Source organism: Streptomyces sp. NPDC005775, assembly GCF_042871565.1.
In the GTDB taxonomy this organism is placed as follows: domain Bacteria; phylum Actinomycetota; class Actinomycetes; order Streptomycetales; family Streptomycetaceae; genus Streptomyces.
Window position 1 is genome coordinate 176,771 of the sequence record NZ_JBIAIU010000002.1, and the last position, 19,606, is coordinate 196,376.

The following is a 19,606-nucleotide window of genomic DNA, read 5'->3' on the forward strand; positions in this document are numbered from 1 at the left end:
GGCGCGGCGGTCAGTCGGTCAGCGCGGGAATGATCTCCGAGCCGTAGGCGTCGATGGTCGCCTCGCGGGCGTCGTGCATGTTGTAGACGGCGAACTGGTCGACGCCGAGGTCGCGCAGCGCCCGGAGCTTCTCGATGTGTGCCGCGGGCGGTCCCAGCAGGCAGAAGCGGTCGACGATCTCGTCGGGGACGAAGGTGGTGTCGGGGTTCCCTGCGCGGCCGTGGTGGCTGTAGTCGTATCCCGAGCGTCCCGCGATGTAAGCGGTCAGCGCCTCGGGGACGAGCCCGGAGTGCTCACCGTAGCGGGAGACCAGGTCGGCGACGTGGTTGCCGACCATGCCGCCGAACCAGCGGCACTGCTCGCGGGCGTGGTCGAGGTCGTCGCCCACGTACGCGGGCGCGGCGACGCAGATGGTGACGGAGTCCGGGTCGCGACCCGCGTCGGCCGCCGCGTCCCTCACCGCCTTGATCATCCACTCGGTGAGGAAGGGGTCGGCGAGCTGGAGGATGAAGCCGTCGGCCTTCTGTCCGGCGAGCGCGAGCGCCTTGGGGCCGTACGCACCCATCCAGACGGGCAGCCGGCCGTCCTTGACCCAGGGGATCCGTACCGGCTGTCCGTCGACGAGCGCCTCGCGTCCCTCGGCGAGGTCGCGGATGACGTCGATGGCCTCGCCGAGCCGGGCCAGGGTGTTCGGGCTGCGTCCGGCGACGCGCATCGCGGAGTCGCCGCGGCCGATGCCGCAGACCGTGCGGTTGCCGTACATGTCGTTGAGGGTGGCGAAGGTGGAGGCGGTCACCTCCCAGGTGCGCGTCCCGGGATTGGTCACCATCGGGCCGACCACCAGGCGTTCGGTGTGTTCGAGGATGCGGCTGTAGATGACGAAGGGCTCCTGCCAGAGCACCGCCGAGTCGAAGGTCCAGCCGTAGCGGAAGCCGTTGCGTTCCGCGCGGCGCATCAGACCGACGACGGCCGAGGCGGGCGGATCTGTCTGCAGGACGAGTCCGAAGTCCATGCCAGGTGCTCCTAGTCCAGGTACTGACAGGTGGCGCGGGGGGTGTACATGCCGTGGCCGGCGCGGCCGGTGAACGTGCGGCGGTCGATGACGACCTCACCGCGCGAGAGCACCGTCTCCACCTGTCCGGTGAGCCGCCTCCCCTCGTACGCCGAGTAGTCGACGTTCATGTGGTGGGTCTCGGCCGAGATGGTCTGCTCGGCCGCCGGGTCGTAGATGACGATGTCGGCGTCGGCCCCGGGCGCGATGGTGCCCTTCTTGGGATAGAGGCCGAACATCCGGGCCGGGGAGGCGCACGCGATCTCGATCCAGCGGCGGCGCGAGATGTGGCCGTCGACCACCGCCTGGTGCAGCAGGTCCATCCGGTTCTCGACGCCCGGCATGCCGTTGGGGATCTTCGAGAAGTCGCCGCGGCCCCTTTCCTTCTGGCCGGAGAAGCAGAAGGGGCAGTGGTCGGTGGAGACGACCTGGAGCTCGTTGTTCCGCAGCCCGCGCCACAGCGCTTCCTGGTGTTCCTTCGGCCTCAGCGGTGTGGAGCAGACGTACTTGGCGCCCTCGAAGTCCGGCTCGGCGAGGTTGTCGGTGGAGAGGAACAGGTACTGCGGGCAGGTCTCACCGAAGACGGGCAGCCCCTTGTGCCGGGCGGCGGCGATCTCCGCCACGGCCTCGTCGGCGGAGACGTGCACGACGTACAGCGGGGCGCCGGCGACCCGGGCGAGCTGGATGGCGCGGTGCGTGGCCTCGGCCTCCAGCACCACCTTCCGTACGTCCCCGTGGTAGCGGGGGTCGGTGCGGCCCTCGGCGAGGGCCTGCTCGACGAGGACGTCGATGGCGATGCCGTTCTCCGCGTGCATCATCATCAGGCCGCCGTTGGACTCGGCCCGCTGCATGGCGCGCAGGATCCGGCCGTCGTCGCTGTAGAAGACGCCGGGGTAGGCCATGAAGAGCTTGAAGGAGGTGATGCCCTCCGAGACCAGCAGGTCCATCTCCTTGAGCGACGACTCGTTCACGTCGGCGAGGATCATGTGGAACGCGTAGTCGATGGCGCAGTTGCCGTCCGCCTTGGCGTACCAGGCGTCGAGCCCCTCGCGCAGGGAGCGCCCCACGGACTGGATGGCGAAGTCGACGATCGTGGTGGTGCCGCCCCAGGCCGCGGCGCGGGTGCCGGTCTCGAAGGTGTCCGCCGCGTAGGTGCCGCCGAACGGCATCTCCATGTGCGTGTGCGCGTCGACACCGCCCGGGATGACGTACTTCCCGGTGGCGTCGATGGTCCGGTCGGCGGTCCAGCCCGCCGCCGCTTCGGTGTCGTGCGCGGCGAGTGCCGCGATGCGGCCGCCTTCGACGAGTACGTCGGCGTGGATCTCGTCGGACGCGGTGACGACGAGGCCGCCGTGGATGACGGTGCGGCTCATGTACCCCTCCTCACTGTGGCGGAATGGGTCTACGCACGTAGACAAGGTGCGTGGTGAAGAACGTAGAAGTGGGTTACCCACTGTGGCAATACCGCTGCCGCTAACCGCTGAAGACGTTTCTGTTTCACCCGTCCGGCACTCGACCGGCCCCCTCCACGGCGCGGTCCGCCGCCCCGGCGGGGCTCCCACGCAGGGCTTACGCGCGGGAGGAGCGGGGGTGCGACGCGGCCCGCCGCACCCCCGTCCTCATCCCGCCGACCGCAACGCCTCGGCGAGGATCGCCGCGCCCTCCTCCGCCTCCGGAATGGAGAGGGAGAGCGGCGGGGCGATGCGCAGCACGCTGGTGTCGTGGCCCCCGCCCTTGCCGAGGAGCAGGCCGCCCTCCCGCGCCGCTTCGAGCACGGCCGCGGCCGCTTCGGGGTTCGCCTCGTCGGTGCCGGGCCTGACCAGCTCCATGCCGATCATCAGACCGCGCCCGCGCACCTCCCGTACGCACTCCGAGGCCGCCCCGATCGCCCGCAGGCGTTCGATGAGCAGACCCCCGACGCGGCGGGCGTTGCCCTGGAGATCGTGTTCGAGGAGGTACGAGAGGTTGGCGAGGCCGGCGGCCATCGTGACCGGGGAGCCGCCGAACGTCGAGATGGAGTTGGCGTCCAGGCAGTTCATGACCTCGGCGCGGGCGACCACACCGCCGATCGACATGCCGTTGCCGATGCCCTTGGCGAACGTCAGGATGTCCGGCGGCCCGTTCTCCCTGTGCGCCTGCCACCCCCAGAAGTGCTCACCGGAACGCCCCCAGCCGGTCTGCACCTCGTCGGAGATCCACAGGATGCCGTGCCGGTTCAGGACCTCGCGGAACGCCGCGTACAGACCGTCGGGCGGGGAGGTGAACCCGCCCACGCCCTGGATGGGTTCGGCGATCAGCGCGGCCGGCGAACGGGTGTGGCCGAGCAGGTCCTCCAGGTCCGCGACACAGGCGGCGATGAACTCCCGGTCGCTCAGGTGCGCGTACGGTCCGCGGGTGCGGACGCCGCCGTGCACGTACAGCGTCTGCAGCGGCGACAGGCTGGTGGGCGACCAGGCGTTGTTGCCCGTGATGGAGACCGCGGAGAAGGACCGGCCGTGGTAGCTGTTGCGCATCGCGAGGATCTGGTTCGACCTGCGGTACGTGGTGGCGAGCAGCAGGGCCGTGTCGTTGGCCTCGGTGCCGGAGGTGGTGAAGAAGACCCGGGCCTCCGGGATGCCGGAGAGCGTGGCGATGCGCTCGGCGAGCTCGACCATCGGCCGGTTCAGGTAGAGCGTGGAGGAGTGGATGATCCGCCCGGCCTGCTCACTGACCGCCTTGGTGACCTCGGGCAGCGCGTGGGCCGTCATCGTGGTGAGGATGCCGCCGAAGAAGTCGAGATAGCGCTTGCCGTCCGCGTCCCAGACGTGGCGGCCCTCGCCGTGGGTGATCTCCAGCGGGTCGCGGTAGTAGAGCGCCAGCCAGTCAGGACTGACGGCGACGTGCCGACGGTGCAGGCTGCTCACGGCTCCACCAGCCCCTCATAGGCGTCGGGGCGGCGGTCCCGGTAGAAGGCCCACTGCTGACGGACCTCCTCGATCAGCCCGAAGTCCAGGTCCCGGACGAGGAGTTCCTCCTCCTTGTCACTGGCGACGTCACCGACGAACTGGCCGCGCGGATCGACGAAGTAGCTCGTTCCGTAGAAGTCGTTGTCGCCGTACTCCTCCTGGCCGACGCGGTTGATCGCGGCGATGAAGTACTCGTTGGCGACGGCGGACGCGGGCTGCTCCAGCTGCCAGAGGTAGCCGGAGAGACCGCGCGAGGTCGCGGACGGGTTGTACACCAACTGGGCTCCGCCGAGTCCCAGTTGCCGCCACCCCTCGGGGAAGTGCCGGTCGTAGCAGATGTAGACGCCGACCTTGCCGACCGCCGTGTCGAAGACCGGCCAGCCGGCGTTGCCGGGCTTGAAGTAGTACTTCTCCCAGAACCCCTTGACCTGCGGGATGTGGTGCTTGCGGTACTTGCCGAGGTACGAGCCGTCGGCGTCGATGACCGCGGCGGTGTTGTAGTAGAAGCCGGACTGCTCGACCTCGAAGACCGGGACGACGATCACCATGCCGGTCTCGCGGGCCAGCTCCCGCATCCGCTGCACGGTCGGGCCGTCGGGCACGGGCTCCGCCCAGCGGTAGTGCTCGGGCTCCTGCACCTGGCAGAAGTAGGGTGCGTTGAACACCTCCTGGAACCCGATGATCTTCGCGCCCTGCCGGGCGGCCTCGCGCGCGTGTTCCTCGTGCTTGGCGATCATGGATTCGGTGTCGCCGGTCCAGGTCGCCTGGACGAGTGCGGCGCGTACGACGTGGGACATGAGCTGCTCCTTCGACGCGGCGTCAGAGAGCCTCTTCGCGTTTCTACGCCCGTAGACACGGGCGTAGGGGAGAACGTAAGCCCCGTCACAGAGCAGGGCAAGACCATCGCCGTGAACCAGCGGAGTCGATCATGTTTCGCACCCATGCGGTCCATCGTCGGGGCTGGGCCGGATGGTCCTACCCGATGCCCGCCACCCGCAGGGCGTGCTCGACATCCCGCTCCCGGGCCTCGGAGACGGTCCGGGCCGCCGCCAGCAGATGCGGTACGAGGTGGTGCGGATCGCTCTGGGCGACCCTGGCCGCGTCCTGCGGTGTCCGTACGCGGACGAACGCCCCGAGCAGCGCCTGTGCCTGGGGACCGCGGCCGGCCCGGTCGAGGGCGAGCACGGCGTCCGCGATCTCCGCGGCAGGCCGGGCCACGCCCTGGCGCAGCAGGTGTCCGCAGTCCTCCGGGCGGCCCGCGCCCGCGAGCGCGTCCACCGCGGCCGCGAGCCCGGCCGGGGGCAACGAGGACACCTCCCACAACAGGGTCGCCCAGTCCGCGTCCAGCCCCGCGCGGTGGAGTTCGGCGGCGAGGACCGGCAGCAGCTCGGGAGACCGGCCCGCCGCCTCGCAGAGCACTCCGTGTGCCTCTCCGCTGCGCCGCTGGACCCGGAGCCGGACGAGGGTCTCGACGGTGGCGCGCGCGGACAGCAGCGCGGCCGGGTCCTGAGGCGCGGCATGCCTGGCCGGGTCCTGCGCCGCCGCTTCGGCACGCCTGGCCGCTTTCCGGTCCGCTCCGGGCCTCGTCCTGGCCGGGGTGTCCTCCGCGCCGCCGAAACGGGCTCCTCGCGGCAGGGCGGCCGCCATGGGCAGGACGGGCGCGGCGGCCGCGGAGCTCTCCTCCTCGGCCTCCAGCCCGGCGAAACGCGCGCCCCGCGGCTTCCTGCGGGGCGGTGTGCGTACCGGCGCGGGCGACGGCCCGGCGGGACGCTGTGCGCCCCGGGGCTTCGGTGCGCCGGGCGGGGGCTCCTCCTCCGTCCGGCGTCGGTCCGCCGGCGCCGCCACCGCGGCCAGTCTCCTGCGGAGCTCCGTACAGCGGGCCGACGCCCGGGCGTGGTCGTCGTGGGCCCATGCGACAGCCTCCGCGTCCGCCGCGCCCCCTGCGCCGCCCGTGCGGGCCGCGCTCAGCCGCTCGGCCGCGTTCGCCTGTTCCCGCAGCATCAGTTCCAGCCGCTCCGCGAGCAGCTGCCGTCCGCCGGGCCGGTTGTCGTGCGCGGCGGCGGAGGCGGCGTAGAGCTCGGCCGCCCGTACCGAGGTACGTTCGGCGAACGCGACGCCACGCAGCGACGCGAGGTCCGTGAAGAGTGATTCCACGACATCCCAGGGCGGGATCTCGGTACCCGCCAGGCAGGCCCGCATCCCCTCCGGATCGCGCCGGCAGAAGACCCCGTACCAACCCCGCCCGGGATCGAGGAGCCCCGCCAGCTCCCGCAGATGGAGCGCGAACGCCCCCATGGACACCGCTTGCTGATGCAACGTCATCAACCCCCTCGGCCGCCGTCGACTGGAACCTTCCAGTCCGCAGGCATTCGACCGCAGTCGTGTTACGGGGCGACTACGCGCACTTTTCACCCAAGGTCCGGAAGGGGCGCGGCCGTTGGCACGAGCGCCCCGTCGCGGCGCGAAGGCTCAGAAGGTGATGGCGATTCCGGTCTGCGGCCGCTTGCCGAGCCGGACGATCATCGCCGGGTAGTCGAGCAGCCAGTACTTCCAGGTGTATTTGCGGGCGATGGCCTTGCGCACACCGGTCGTGCCCTTCTCGTCGAGCAGCCTGCCGCTCCCGTCGGCGCTCGGGGCGCCCTCCGCGATCCGTCCGCGCACGTCGCAGACGGTGACGCGGACGCGGCTGTCGTTGCGCAGTCGCTTGACCTTCCACGAATCGCTCTTCGTCCAGACGACCAGTTCGTTCCCGTCAGCCGCCGCCCACACCGGCGTGGCCACGGGTGTGCCGTCCTTCCGGTAGGTGGTGAGGCTGACGTACTCGCTGCGGGCGAAGTCCTGGAGGCTCATGGTCCAACCCTACTCAAGCCCGTCCGCCCTCCGCCCGGTTACCCGGCGAGTGAGACGATCTCCGGTCCCGCGGCGCACCGCGGGAGGCGTTCGCCGTCCCCGAGCGGAACGTTTCCGCGTCGCGTCCGTCAGTTGTTCCGCAAGAACTCCTGGGCCCGGGCCTCTCCGGCGGTCACCGCCGCCCCGTGGCTCTCGATCGGCTCGACGACGGAGTCCTCGAACAGGATGTACGTGACACCGGACGCCGCGCCGCCGGTTCTCGGGTCCGGATCGATCCCGAGCGCCTCGGCGGTGGCGTACGAGGCCTCGCCGATGATCCCGGCGGGTCCGGTGTCACCGACGACGGCGTACACGACCTTTCCCTCGTGGACGACGGCGACGACGCTGCCGCCTTTGATCCCGGCGCCGCTGAAGTCCCAGAGGGAACTGCGGCTCGGCACCACGACGTACGGCAGTTCCTCCGCGTTCAGGGGCCGGTCGTCGGAGGTGTGGAACGCGGTGTCGCCCTGGAACCACGGGTCGGTGTCCACGTTGCAGGCCTTGGTCACCTGGCCGTCGCAGTCGATGTCCAGATCCGCTTTCCAGAACACGGCCCCGTTCAGGCCGCACACCGGCACGGAGGAGGAGGCCCCCTCGTCCGTCCGGTAGTCACCGTTGGAGATGCGCTTGCAGGACGAGACCTTGGCCAGCAACTCGGCCGCACCGACCGCGTTCTGCTCGACGGCGGCAGGGGCGGTGGAGGCAGGGGCGGTCGGAGCAGGGGTGGTGGGAGCGGGAGCGCCGGGAGCGGTGGCGGCGGGCGTGGGCGAGGCGGTCACGGCCGGCCCCTGGCCGGGCATCGAGCGGGCAGAGGCGGCGGGAATGAGGTGCGGCATCGAAACCGGACGCGCTCTGCCTACCGGCGTGAGCCCGTCCGACCGGAACACCGAGCCGCCGTGGGCGGCGGGCGTCAGGGATCCGGAGGCGAGCAGGGCGGCGCCGGAGACCGTGGCGAGGGCAAGCGTTCGCATACGCACCGTGGGGGGTGCCCTTCTGTGAGGAGTCTTTCCCTTGCTGACATCAGCCAAGACACCCCCCCCCGGTCATCGCCCTCGTCGAGGCCGCGGGGCCGGCCCGACGCACATCTCCCCGCGCCCGACCGGCCCCGCCCGTACGACTACTGATGAGCCATCAGCCCTGGCGGGCCGGCCTCACCACCATGGCCGAACCGCCGCCCCGCCGTTCCGTCTCGGCGGCTGCGAGCCACCGGCCGTCCGGCAGTCGCTGCACGCCCGTCGCCGCCCCGATTTCCGGGTTGAGCTTGAAGACATGCCCCAGGGCCTCCAGTTGTCGCCGCACCGGGCTGTTCCACAGCCCCGGTTCGAGCTCCGTGGCCGCCGCGTTGCGCTGGCTGGCCCGGGGCGCCGCGATGGCGTCCACCAGGGGCAGCCCCCGGTCGACGGCGCCGATCAGCGTCTGGAGCACGGTCGTGATGATCGTGGCGCCGCCCGGCGATCCCAGCGCCAGCACCGGCTTCCCGTGCTTCAGCACGATGGTCGGGGAGATCGACGAGCGGGGACGCTTGCCCGGACCGGGCAGGTTCGGGTCGTGGACGGCCGGGTTGGCCGGTGCGAACGAGAAGTCGGTCAGCTCGTTGTTGAGCAGGAAGCCCCGCCCCGGCACCGTGATGCCGCTGCCACCGGTCTGCTCGATCGTCAGGGTGTACGCGACGACGTTGCCCCACTTGTCGGCGGTCGTGAGGTGCGTGGTGTTCTCGCCCTCGTACGTCGTCGGCGCGGCCGTACCCGCACCGGCGCAGTCACCGGGGTGCCGCGGGTTCCCCGGCGCGAGCGGGCTGGTGAGCACCGCGTCGTCCTTGATCAGGCACTCCCGCGAGTCCGCGAACCGCTGGCTGAGGAGTTCCTTCGTCGGGACGTCCTCGAACTTCGGGTCGCCGACCCAGCGTCCACGGTCCGCGAAGGCGATACGGCTCGCCTCGATGTAGCGGTGCAGGTACTGCGCCTGGCTCGCCTTCGAAAGGTCGGTGGACTCAAGGATGTTGAGGGCCTCGCCGACCGTCGTGCCACCGGACGAGGAAGGCGCCATGCCGTAGACGTCGAGCCCTCGGTAGCCGACCTTCGTGGGTGCCTGCCGCAGCGCCCGGTAGGAGCGCAGGTCCTTCGTGGTGAGGTCACCCGGACGCACCACCCGGGTCGACGCGGGGTCGACGGGCGGATTGCGTACGGTCCGCACGATGTCGTCGGCCAGCTTGCCCCGGTAGAGCGCGTCGACTCCGTCGCGGCCGACCTCCGCGTACGTACGCGCCAGGTCGGGGTTCTTGAAGACGGACCCGACCACGGGAAGCGCACCGCCCGGCAGGAAGAGCTTCCGGGTGGCGGGGAAGTCGGCGAACCGGGCCTGGTTGCCCTCGGTCTGGGAGCGGAACGTACCGTCGACGACGAAACCGTCGCGGGCCAGGCGCTCGGCCGGCTTCAGGACCTGCCGGAGCGATTTGCTGCCCCAGGCGTCGAGCGCCGCGTCCCAGGTGGCGGGGGTGCCCGGGGTGCCGACGCCGAGGCCGCTGGTGACGGCGGACTCGAACGGGAGGGGCTGCCCGTTCTCCAGGAAGAGTGAGGAATCCGCGCTGCGCGGCGCGGTCTCACGGCCGTCGATCGTCTCCACCGTGCGCGTGCGGGCGTCGTAGTGCACGAAGTATCCGCCACCGCCCAGACCCGCCGAATACGGTTCCGTCACCCCGAGTGCCGCCGCGGTGGCGACGGCCGCGTCCACCGCGTTGCCGCCCTTGCGGAGCACCTCGATGCCGGCGGCCGTCGCATCGGCGTCGACACTGGAGACCGCTCCCCCGTAACCGGCCGCCACGGGAGACTTGGGCGGCGGCGGGACCGGTGGCGCGGACGAGGACGGGGCGGCTGCCCCGACCGTCACCACAGCGGCGAGAACCCCTACCAACGACACATTCCGCGCAACGGAACGCCTCATGCGCACCTCCAATGAAGGATCGTCCGCGCAGGGTAACGCCGCCCCGGCCACCTCGTCAGGACCGCCTCGAACTTGCGGCCGAATGCCCGCCGACATGCCCGCCCCTGACTGACGACGCAGGCCCACCTCTCCGCCCCGGGACCTTGACCGCCGACATGTCAGTGGTCTCTGCCGGCATCACGGCCCTGGCCGACCTTTGTCGGCAAGCCGCCGAGGTGGGCCAGGGCGCGCTGCGGAGCGTGCGCGGACCATCGGCCGATGGCCGCGTACGAGCGTCCGCCGGCGACCACCGCCGAGGCGGCGACCAGCCGCACTGCCACGAACGGATGACGCACTCCCCGGCGCCTGACGCGGATCCGGCAACAGTCGCAATCACTTGTGGCGGCTGTCAGTGGGCGTCTTGCACGCCCCGGGGCCGAGGGCCGCCGAGCGCGATCGGCGGCGGCCCCCGGCCTCACAGTGCTGTCTTGGTCGATGGACGGCCGGTGGGGTCAGGCGTCGCTGGTGTCGCTCGGTGTCGCCTCACCGAGCATGGCGAGGGTCAGCACGTTGCCGGCGATGCCCCAGCCGCCGTCGGCGACATCTTCGATCAGAACCATGGTGTTGTTGCGGGCCCGCTCGCCGTAGAGCTCGACGTACAGCTCGGTGGTGCGGGTGACGATCTCCTCCTTCTGCTTCGGGGTAAGGGTCTTCTCGGGGACCTTGAAGTTCGCGAAAGGCATGACTGGACGTTCCTTCTCTCAGTGGGGCGTGACAAAGGGGCTTCGCAGGGAGCTGCCTGCGGCGAGCAGGCTGTCCAGTCCGATACGGCGGAAGAAGTCGGGGCGGGCCGCGGTCGGCGACCGCGGAGACGACTTCGCTGCCGTCTCGGCTGGGGTCTATGCGGGTGCGCAGAGGCCGAGTGCCGTGCGGCGTCGCGACCAGACGCGCGACGGCTGCAGCGACCTCGGTCACATCGGCGTCCGGGGGGGGATGAGCGCGGCCGGGCGCTTGCCCCCATCGTCCGGTGGCTGCAGGCGCTTCAGATGATTCCGCCGTTGGCCCGGACGACCTGTCCGTTGATCCAGTGGCCGGCCGGGGAGGCCAAGAACGCGACGACTTCGGCGATTTCGGCCGGGGTGCCGAGTCGCTCCAGCGGGGGCTGGGCGGCCAGGCGGGCGATGGTCTCCTCGTCCTTCCCGTCCAGGAACAAGTCGGTGGCCGTGGGGCCGGGCGCGACGGCATTGGCGGTGACGTCCCGGCCCCGCAGCTCCCGGGCCAGAATCAGCGTCAGCGCCTCGACCGCGCCCTTGCTGGCGGAGTACGCGCCGTAGCCCGGGAAGGCCAGCCCCACCACGGACGTGGAGAACGTCACGATCGCACCGCCAGGGCGCACCCGACGGGCGGCCTGCTGGACGACGACGAATGTGCCGCGAATGTTGGTGCGGTGCAGGTCGTCCAGGACGGCCAGGTCCAGGTCGGCGATCGGCGCCATGTGCATCCGCCCGGCCGCGTGCACGACGACGTCGACGCCGCCGAACTCTGCCTCGGCCGCGTCGAACAGGGCTGCGACTGCGTGTTCGTCGGCGACGTCGGCGCGCACTGCGATGGCCCGGACACCGCTGGTGACGGCATCCTTCACGGCGGCTTCCGCCTCGTCCCGGTTGCCGGCGTAGCCGACCACGACCGCGTACCCGTCGGCGGCCAGCCGGCTGACGGTCTGGCGGCCGATGCCGCGCGAGCCGCCGGTGATGATCGCGACGCGGGGCGAGGCGGGAGGCTGGGCCGGGGCAGCGGTCCCGTCGGGGGAAGGGGGGATGGGCACTGCTGACTCCTGTGGTGGATGTGGATCGGGCCGCGGTCTCGCCGTCGCCCTGCTGCGTCCTCCACGATCGGCCGGTCCCCCGCCCCTAGCCAGGGCTGCGTTTACCCAAGGGGTGCCACCCCCTGGCTACCGTCCGGCGCGCAGGCGACGATGGAGGGGTGAACCTTCCTGAACTCGGCGCCTTCCTGAGGTCGCGCCGCGACCGCCTCCGCCCCGCCGACGTCGGTCTCCCCCATGGCCCGCGTCGGCGCGTCCCCGGGCTGCGCCGTGAGGAAGTCGCCCAGCTTGCCGGGCTGTCGGCCGACTACTACACCGAGTTGGAACGCGGCAGCGGAAAGAACGGCGTGCAGCCCTCGGCCCAGACCGTGGCCGCCCTCGCCCGAGCCCTGCGCCTGAACGGTGACGAGCGCGACCACCTGTTCCACCTGGCCGAACGGCCGCTCCCCCGGTCTGCACACGGGCCGTCGGCACATGTGCAGCCCGCGCTCCTCGGGCTGCTGGACCGGCTGTCCAACACCCCCGTACGCGTCATCACCGACCTGCACGAAACCCTGGTGGAGAACGACCTGGCTCTGGCCCTGTTCGGCAAGTCCCCGGCACACCGCGGCCCGACGGCGAGCTTCGTGTACCGCTGGTTCACCGCCCCGCAGGCGCGCGAGATCTACCCGCCGGAGGATCACCCGCACCACTCCCGGGTGTTCGTGGCCGACCTCCAGGCAGCGGCTGCCCGGCGGGGCCGGGACGCCGAGGTCACGAAGATGGTCGCCGTGCTCCGCCGCCGTAGCCAGGAATTCGCGGCTCTCTGGGACACCCACGACGTCGCGGTGCGTCGCATGGACCACAAGAAGATCGTCCACCGCGCGCTGGGCATCATCGAACTCGACTGCTACAACCTGCTCAGCGAGGACGGAAGCCAGCGCCTGCTGTGGTTCACCGCGCCGCCAGGAAGCCCGGGAGCCAAGCAGCTGGAACTGCTGTCCGTCATAGGCACCCAGGACCTGAGCGTCACTGGCGGCACGGCGCCGGAGGGGTGGTCTGCGGCGGAATCCCGATCGCAGCGCTGACCCGCGCCGCCGAGGACGCCGAGGGGCTGCCCGATCAAGGCGTGGCGGCGGCCAAAGGTAGTTTCCCGTGACGCCGCGGCTGCGCCCCTTGGCCGAGGGCGTTGAACATCTCGGGGCTACCGGGAAGGCCGGCGTCATCGACGGCACCGGGATCCGTCTCCGCCGCCAGGCCGTCGTGCCGCGAGGACTGCGGTCGCTTCCTCTCCGGAACAGCAACGGCGCGCACGACTCCGTTTCTGAGGGCGGCAGTTGCCACACCCGGCACAAGCCATGACGACTCCGCCGATCTGGTTCCGGTACCCGTGTCGGTGCCACGCCTCATCGCCCAGGCCCTCCACGTACGAGCAGGCCGGCGCAGCAGCGCTCACCGCTCGCGACGTGCGCTCCGCACGTTCCGCTTGTGGGACTGCCGCAGGGAGAGGCCGCTCATGGGCGGGGCCGACATGGGCGACCCCCTCGGACCACACCACCCGTTCCTGGAAGTCCGCCGCGGCCACGGCCGTGCCACCCGAACACCGGCCGCCTCCTGTTGCACCGAAAGGAGAGCGAAAGTTTTCGATGCATCGAATGTTTCGGCATCCCCGAATCGACGACATCTCAACTCCTCTTCCCCGATACCCCATTCACACTTGCGTTGACCAGCACAGAAGTGATTCATGGCGCCATTCAAGTTTCGGAAACGTTACGGAAACCGTTGACAACTCCTGTGCCAGGCCCGACTGTTGGGACGCTCTCCCCGGCCGCGCATGGGATGCGCACGACCGGGCTGTGTCACCTCACCGATGACACGCCGACGCGCGCTCGGCGTGGATCTTGGTCACAGACCGCGCTTTTCGCGAGGAGGAAACAACTCATGAGCGACACCCCCCAGAATTCCGACCCACGTCAGATCAGCCGCAGAAAACTCATCCTCGGCAGCGCCGGCGCCCTGGTGGCAGCCGGGACAGCAGGGCTCCTGCTGCCCGGCACGGCGCGCGCCGCCACGGTCCTCACCAGCAACGCGACCGGCACGCACAACGGCTACTACTACTCCTTCTGGACCGACACCCCGGGTTCCGTCAGCATGACGCTGTCGGACACGGCCGGCTCGTACAGCAGCCAGTGGGGCAACATCAACAACTGGGTCGGCGGGCTCGGCTGGAGCAACGGCAGCCGCCGCGCCGTCACCTACTCCGGCTCGTTCAACCCGGGCAGCAACGGCTACCTGGCGCTGTACGGATGGACCGCCAACCCGCTGGTCGAGTACTACATCGTGGAGAACTTCGGCCCGTACAACCCCGGTTCGGCCGGCACGAAGCGCGGCACGGTCACGGACGACGGCGGTACGTACGACATCTACGAGTCCACCCGCACCAACCAGCCCTCCGTGGAAGGCACCAAGACCTTCCAGCAGTACTGGAGCGTCCGGCAGAGCAAGCGCAGCAGCGGCACCATCAACACCGGCGCGCACTTCGACGCCTGGCAGTCGGCCGGGATGCCGATGGGGGCGTTCAACTACTACATGATCATGGCCACGGAGGGCTACCAGAGCACCGGCAGCTCCAGCGTGAGCCTGGGCGGTGGCGGGACCACGCCCACCACTCCGCCTACGGACGGGGGCACCACTCCCCCGCCCGGCACAGGCGCCTGCAGCGCCACCTACCGCACCACCAGTTCATGGAACGGTGGCTTCAACGGCGAGGTGACCATCAAGGCCGGCAGCAACGGTGTCACCGACTGGAAGGTGCCGGTGACACTGGCCGGCGGCCAGACGGTCACCTCGCTCTGGAACGGCACCTCGAGCCGGAACGGGAACGTTCTGACCGTGACCCCGGTCGGGTACAACCGCACCCTGAACGCGGGGCAGTCGACGTCGTTCGGCTTCACCGTCAACGGACCCAGCAGCCCGTCCCCCTCGGTCGGCAGCTGCGGCGTCGGCTGACCCCGGCATCCCGCGCACCCACGTGCTCCGGCGCGGTGCCCGGCGGGCACCGCGCCGTTGCCCGTCCCGGGGTTCGGCGAGCCGGTCAGGGCCGACCGGCAGGTCCGGTCAACTCGGACGGACAACAGTATTGACAGTACGCCGTCACGTCGCTGTGATACATGGGAGCGCTCCCACTCCTGAACTGCCCTACGGTTCCCCCCTCAAGGAGGCGCACATGCCGACCCTTCCCCTGCGATTACTGCGCAGACCCTGGACAGCCGCCGGAGCGGCCCTCGCACTGGCCTTGTCCCTCTTCGTCGTGGTACCCGCGAGCGGCTCGGATCTGGCGTCCACGTGCAAGGTCGACTACACCGTCGACGAGTGGGCCGGTGGATACACCGCCCAGGTACGCATCACCAACACCGGTCCCGCGCTCAGCAGTTGGCGGCTGACCTGGACGTACGGCGGCGACCGGCAGGTCACCTCCGCCTGGAACGCGACCGTCACGCAGGCCGGTCGCTCCGTGACCGCCGACAACACGGCCTGGAACGGAGCACTGTCCAGCGGCGGCACCGTCGACTTCGGCCTGCAGGGGACCTGGCAGTCGGCCGGTTCCGCGCCGACCGACTTCGCCCTGGGCGGCGTGTCCTGCGGCGGCGACGGCACCACGCCGCCGACCACGCCCCCCACCACCCCACCGACCACGCCGCCCCCCACCACACCGCCCTCCGCCGAGTGCGGGGATGCCGCCGTCTGCGAGGACTTCGAGGACCAGGCCGGTCCGGCCCCCGCCGGGGCCTGGCGGTTCACCGCGCCCGACTGCCAGGGCACGGGCACGGCGGCCGTCGACAACGCGGTCGCGCACAGCGGCACGCGGTCGCTGCGGCTGGACGGACGGGCCGGCTACTGCAACCACGCCTTCGTGGCCTCCACCGCGGACCTCTCGTCGGTCGGCCCGGTGCTGCACATCCGCATGTGGGTGCGGCACACCACCGCGCTGCCGGCCGCGCACGTCACCTTCGTGTCGATGCCGGACAGCTCCCAGGGCGGCCGGGCCCTGCGGGTCGGCGGACAGAACGGCGCCCTGCAGTGGAACCGGGAAAGCGACGACGCCACGCTCCCGGCGCAGAGCCCGGTCGGGGTGGGGCTGAGCCGGCCTCTGCCGACGGGCATCTGGCAATGCCTCCGGTTCGCGGTCGACACCTCGGCACCGGGACTCGACACCTGGCTGGGCGACGAGCAGGTGCCGGGGCTGCACGCCGACGGCGTGCCGACGCAGGACGTCGACGGCCAGTGGCTCTCCCGGACCACTCCGCCGAGGCCCACCGCCCTGCGGCTGGGCTGGGAGAGTTACGGGACGGGCGACGACACCCTGTGGTTCGACGACGTGGTCGTCGGTTCCTCACCGGTCGGCTGCTGACGAACGACTGCCCCGGCGAGCGGGGACGCCCGCGACGGCCGGCCGACGACGGCTCGCGGGGGCGGAGCCCGTCAGCCGGTCGCCGGCGTTCTCCGCCCGCGGCCGGCGGCACCGACGCGCCTCCGCGCGTCGAGCTGACGTGCGGTGACGGCGGCAGCCCGCGCGTGCGGGCTGCCGCCGTCACCCCGGGACCGTGGCCGGCCCCACCCCCTTCGTACCGCGCCGCCGCTACCGCACGGTCACCGTGACCGGCCGGTGTACGGACTGGCGCGGGAGGGTGACGGTGAGGACTCCCCTACCGGCGTCCCAGTGGTACGCGTCCGGGGAGAGCCGCACCCCGCGCGCGGTGACCGCGGTGGGGGCGTGGGTGGCCCCCAGCAGGGCGAGCGTCCACCGGCGGTTCTTCACCTGCCCCTTGAAGGAGCCCTTGGCCCCGCCGATGGATACGGTCCGCTGCGCGCCCTTCTCCTGGTACGTCACGGTCGTCGTGGCGCTCCGGTTCTTCTGCGTCGTGGTGCCGTCGTCCTCGTACATGCGGTACGAGCCCGAGTCGCCTGCGGCGATGGACAGCGTGACATCCGTCAGCGGGTTGCGGTCGTTGTCGGTGACATCGTGGGTACGGGTGGGCAGGATGCCGCCCGACCTGATGAAGACGGGCATCGTGTCGAGGGTGGTCGTGACGTCCCGCGTGGTGCCGCCGGCGTACGTCTTCCCGGTGAAGTAGTCGGTCCACTGCCCCGGCGGGAACCACACCGAGGTCGTGGCGCTCTCACCGGGCGTGGTCACCGGGGCGACCAGTACGTCTGAGCCGTAGAAGTACTCACTGTCGGCGGCCGCGTACGCCTGCGGCTCCTCGGGGTACTCCAGGTACGTGGGGCGAACGATCGGGACGCCGGTGCGGTTGGCCTCCTCGGCGAGTGTGTAGGTGTAAGGCACCAGATTCTCGCGCAGGTTGAGGAACGCGTCCGCCGACTTCCGCGCCGAGGGACCGTACTGCCAGGGCAGTCGGTCGCCGTGGTTGCTGTGCAGACGGTCGACCGGCTGGAAGGTGCCGAACTGGACCCAGCGGGCGTACAGGTCGTCGGGCAGCTTGTGCGTGGCCTCCTCCGAACCGGGGATGCCCGTCGTGTCGTTGTGCCCGCCGATGTCGTGGGTGATGGCCGCCATGCCGGTCGCCGCGGACTCACCGGGGGTGTAGCCGACTTCCAGGCGCAGGGTGCCCCAGGTGGAGGAGGTGTCCCCGGTGAAGTGGATGGTGGTGCGCTTGTCCGCCCACGGGCCGGTGGGCAGGGCCTGCTGACCGCTGTACCCGCCCGCCTGGAGCGAACCGTAGGCGCGGGAGAGGACGAAGCCCCGGCCGATCGCCTTCGCGGAGGCGTCGGCGTACTGCTGGTTGATCCAGGCGTCCGGAGTCACTCCGTTCAGCGAGGACTGCGAGGAGTCGCAGCACCAGTCCAGCCACCAGAAGTCGTTCCCCTGCTCGTCCATGGTCCGGTGCAGGTCCATGTAGGCCTTGAGCTGGTCCGGGTCGCCGAAGTCGAAGACGTAGCAGTCGTCTCCGCAACCGCCCTCGACCAGCTTGCCCTTGGCGGTGGACTGCGCCTGGGCGAACTGGGGGTCGGAGGCCCGGATGCTCGGGTGCACGTTGAGCGTGTTGTGCAGTCCCTGGGCCTGTGACCAGTCGAAGAACCCCGCCGGGTCGGGGAACTTGGCCGGGTCGATCTCCCAGCCGCGCCAGGTGTCACCGGCCTTGAAGTCGGTGTCGGTCACCAGGACGTCGAGGGGCACACCCTCCGCACGGAACGCGGGCAGGATCTTGTCCCGGTAGTCGGCGGCCGTCCGGTCGATGTACTCGGAGTACCAGACGCCGTACGCCCAGGTCGGCAGGAGCGCGGGCGGCCCGGTGAGGGTGGCGAGGTCCCCGAGGCCCTGCTTGTAGTCGTGGCCGTAGCCGAAGACGTAGCCGTCCTGGTAGGGGGCGCCACCGTGCTCGGGGCGGGGGCGCACCTTCCTCGCCCCGATGTCGTACAGCGCCGACGCGGAGTCGTCGAGCAGGAACCAGCCGTCCTGGCTGAGCAGGCCCGGCGTGGTGACGGGGGCGGCGCCCTCGCCGGTCACGCCGTCCAGGCCGCGGCGGTATCCGCCGAGCGCGAGGTGCGGCTGCGGCTCGGCGTCCGCCGGGGCGGCCAGGGAGAGGGTGTCCACGTTGATGTGGCAACTTGCCGGGTCGGGACAACCGAGGGTGACGTCGTTGGCACCCGCCTTGAGGGTGACGGGGACCGCGGCCGTCCGCCAGTCGTCCCAGTCCTTCGTCACAGGGAATTCCAGCGTCGCCGCCGGCCCGCCGGCCGTGGTCGTCACGGCGGCGGTACGGGCCCGGTGGAGGCCGTCGCCGCCCTGCCCGTTGGCGTAGCGCGTCCGGAGCGTGTACGTGCCGTCGGCGGGTACGCCGACCACGTGGGCCGTCAGGCTCGACCCCTGCTTGAGCTCGGCGACGAAACCGTTGCCCGCGTACCCCTGGTGGTCCAGGGCGCCGGTGGCCGAGCCGCCGATCCGCGCCGCTTCGGCCTCGCAACTCACCCCGAAGCGGCAGTCCTTGATCGCGGTGTGCGCGGCGGACGGGTAGGTGGCGTCGTCGGCCCGCAGCAGGGCGACACTGTCGACGTTCACGGATCCCGAGTCGGAGGCGGTCCGGGTCAGTGCGATCGTGTGCGGCCCCTTGCCGAGCTTCACCTCCGCCGTGGCGTTCGCCCAGGTGTCCCAGTCCGCCGTGGCCGGCAGGTTCACTTGCCGCGGCGCACCGCCGTCCACCGAGAGGGACAGCGTGCGGGTCTGCGTCTTGCCGTCTCCACCGCGGGAGTTGGCGTAGCGCAGTGCGAAACGATAGGTCCCGTCGGCGCTGACATCGATGTCAGCGGCTGCCGAACTGCCGGTGGCCTCGAAGCCGGCGGCAAAGGCCGCGCCGGTGTGGTCCCGGTGATCGGAGGCGGTGCCGAGCCCGTCGAGCCGGAGATCCTCCGCCTCGCACAGCGCGCCGGGTGTGCAGACGAGCCGCTGCCAGGGAGCGGCGGTCACCGGCTTCGCTCCCGCGTCGAGCCGGACGGAGAGGTTCTGTGCGTCGAACGGCCCGGAGCCGACGCGGTAGCGCAGGGTCATCGCGCTCGTCGAGACGGTCAGCCAACCGCCCTTCGTCCGCGCGGTGTAGGCGGTCGGGGTGAACCCCTCGCGCCCGATGGCGTTGAACGTGGGTGCGTCGGTGAACTCGCTGTCGCCCGCGTACTCGGTACGGATGAGTGTCGGCGAGAGGATCTCGAAGCGGGCGTTCCCGGAGGTGACGGTCGGGACCCCGTGACCGTGGCCCCCTCCGGCGGAGGCGACACCGGCGCCGGTCAGCGTCGTGGAAGCGGCCACGGCGAGGGCTGCGGCGACGCCCACTCTCCGGCGCACGCGCCGTTGTCTCCTGCCCGAACTCATCGATGCGGGTATCACACGCAACTCCGTTCTCCTGTACGTCGGCCGGTGGCCGCGGCATGCGGACTCCGACCGCTTCCCACGTGAGCAATTCAACGTTGTAAAACACCTGCTCGGCA

15 protein-coding genes are annotated in these 19,606 nt (G+C 71.1%); 3 read left to right on the top strand and 12 right to left on the bottom strand.

Translation table 11 applies throughout. The features are described from left to right. Window positions 1-10: 10 nt before the first annotated feature. The 11 genes from ACFYPA_RS04495 to ACFYPA_RS04545 form a co-directional block, all read right to left on the bottom strand. A complete protein-coding gene (locus ACFYPA_RS04495; protein WP_359084007.1) occupies window positions 11-1,012 on the bottom strand; it encodes a TIGR03842 family LLM class F420-dependent oxidoreductase in 1,002 nt (333 codons plus the stop codon). A gap of 11 nt (window positions 1,013-1,023) precedes the next feature. Then, window positions 1,024-2,424, bottom strand: coding sequence for a dihydropyrimidinase (gene hydA / locus ACFYPA_RS04500; protein WP_389129433.1), 1,401 nt, complete (start codon window positions 2,422-2,424; stop codon window positions 1,024-1,026). Between the two features lie 246 nt (window positions 2,425-2,670). Further along, window positions 2,671-3,954, bottom strand: coding sequence for an aspartate aminotransferase family protein (locus ACFYPA_RS04505; protein WP_359084005.1), 1,284 nt, complete (start codon window positions 3,952-3,954; stop codon window positions 2,671-2,673). Then, window positions 3,951-4,793 carry a nitrilase-related carbon-nitrogen hydrolase gene (locus ACFYPA_RS04510; protein ID WP_359084004.1) on the bottom strand — a complete coding sequence of 281 codons (843 nt, stop codon included), beginning with the start codon at window positions 4,791-4,793 and terminating at the stop codon, window positions 3,951-3,953. The genes ACFYPA_RS04505 and ACFYPA_RS04510 overlap by 4 nt, the downstream gene beginning before the upstream one ends. A 178-nt stretch (window positions 4,794-4,971) precedes the next feature. Next, window positions 4,972-6,318: a hypothetical protein gene (locus ACFYPA_RS04515; RefSeq protein WP_389129437.1), complete on the bottom strand. Its 1,347-nt coding sequence runs from the start codon at window positions 6,316-6,318 to the stop codon at window positions 4,972-4,974. A 147-nt stretch (window positions 6,319-6,465) separates the two neighbouring features. Continuing rightward, entirely contained in the window at window positions 6,466-6,846 is a 381-nt protein-coding gene (locus tag ACFYPA_RS04520; protein ID WP_359084002.1) for a PPOX class F420-dependent oxidoreductase, read from the bottom strand. Between the two features lie 128 nt (window positions 6,847-6,974). Further along, window positions 6,975-7,856 carry a glycoside hydrolase family 75 protein gene (locus ACFYPA_RS04525; RefSeq protein WP_389129440.1) on the bottom strand — a complete coding sequence of 294 codons (882 nt, stop codon included), beginning with the start codon at window positions 7,854-7,856 and terminating at the stop codon, window positions 6,975-6,977. A 160-nt stretch (window positions 7,857-8,016) separates the two neighbouring features. Continuing rightward, window positions 8,017-9,825, bottom strand: a complete 1,809-nt coding sequence (ggt, locus tag ACFYPA_RS04530) for a gamma-glutamyltransferase (RefSeq protein WP_359354877.1) — start codon at window positions 9,823-9,825, stop codon at window positions 8,017-8,019. 158 nt (window positions 9,826-9,983) lie between these two features. Beyond that, on the bottom strand, window positions 9,984-10,145 hold the full coding sequence (locus tag ACFYPA_RS04535) for a hypothetical protein (RefSeq protein ID WP_359084000.1): 162 nt from the start codon (window positions 10,143-10,145) through the stop codon (window positions 9,984-9,986). A gap of 171 nt (window positions 10,146-10,316) precedes the next feature. After that, entirely contained in the window at window positions 10,317-10,547 is a 231-nt protein-coding gene (locus ACFYPA_RS04540; RefSeq protein WP_359083999.1) for a 4-oxalocrotonate tautomerase family protein, read from the bottom strand. Window positions 10,548-10,846: 299 nt separating this feature from the next. Then, window positions 10,847-11,629, bottom strand: a complete 783-nt coding sequence (locus ACFYPA_RS04545) for an SDR family oxidoreductase (protein ID WP_389129445.1) — start codon at window positions 11,627-11,629, stop codon at window positions 10,847-10,849. 158 nt (window positions 11,630-11,787) lie between these two features. On the opposite strand from ACFYPA_RS04545, the gene ACFYPA_RS04550 reads away from it, so the two are divergent. The 3 genes from ACFYPA_RS04550 (at window position 11,788) to ACFYPA_RS04560 (ending at window position 16,016) form a co-directional block, all read left to right on the top strand. After that, complete coding sequence (locus ACFYPA_RS04550; protein WP_359317717.1) at window positions 11,788-12,693, top strand: helix-turn-helix transcriptional regulator; 906 nt, start codon at window positions 11,788-11,790, stop codon at window positions 12,691-12,693. Window positions 12,694-13,546: 853 nt separating this feature from the next. Then, window positions 13,547-14,614, top strand: coding sequence for a glycoside hydrolase family 11 protein (locus ACFYPA_RS04555; protein WP_359083995.1), 1,068 nt, complete (start codon window positions 13,547-13,549; stop codon window positions 14,612-14,614). A gap of 217 nt (window positions 14,615-14,831) precedes the next feature. After that, complete coding sequence (locus ACFYPA_RS04560) at window positions 14,832-16,016, top strand: cellulose-binding domain-containing protein (protein ID WP_359354880.1); 1,185 nt, start codon at window positions 14,832-14,834, stop codon at window positions 16,014-16,016. A gap of 228 nt (window positions 16,017-16,244) precedes the next feature. Here ACFYPA_RS04560 and ACFYPA_RS04565 read toward each other — a convergent pair whose 3' ends face one another. Further along, window positions 16,245-19,490: a TIM-barrel domain-containing protein gene (locus ACFYPA_RS04565; protein ID WP_389129450.1), complete on the bottom strand. Its 3,246-nt coding sequence runs from the start codon at window positions 19,488-19,490 to the stop codon at window positions 16,245-16,247. Window positions 19,491-19,606 lie beyond the last annotated feature (116 nt).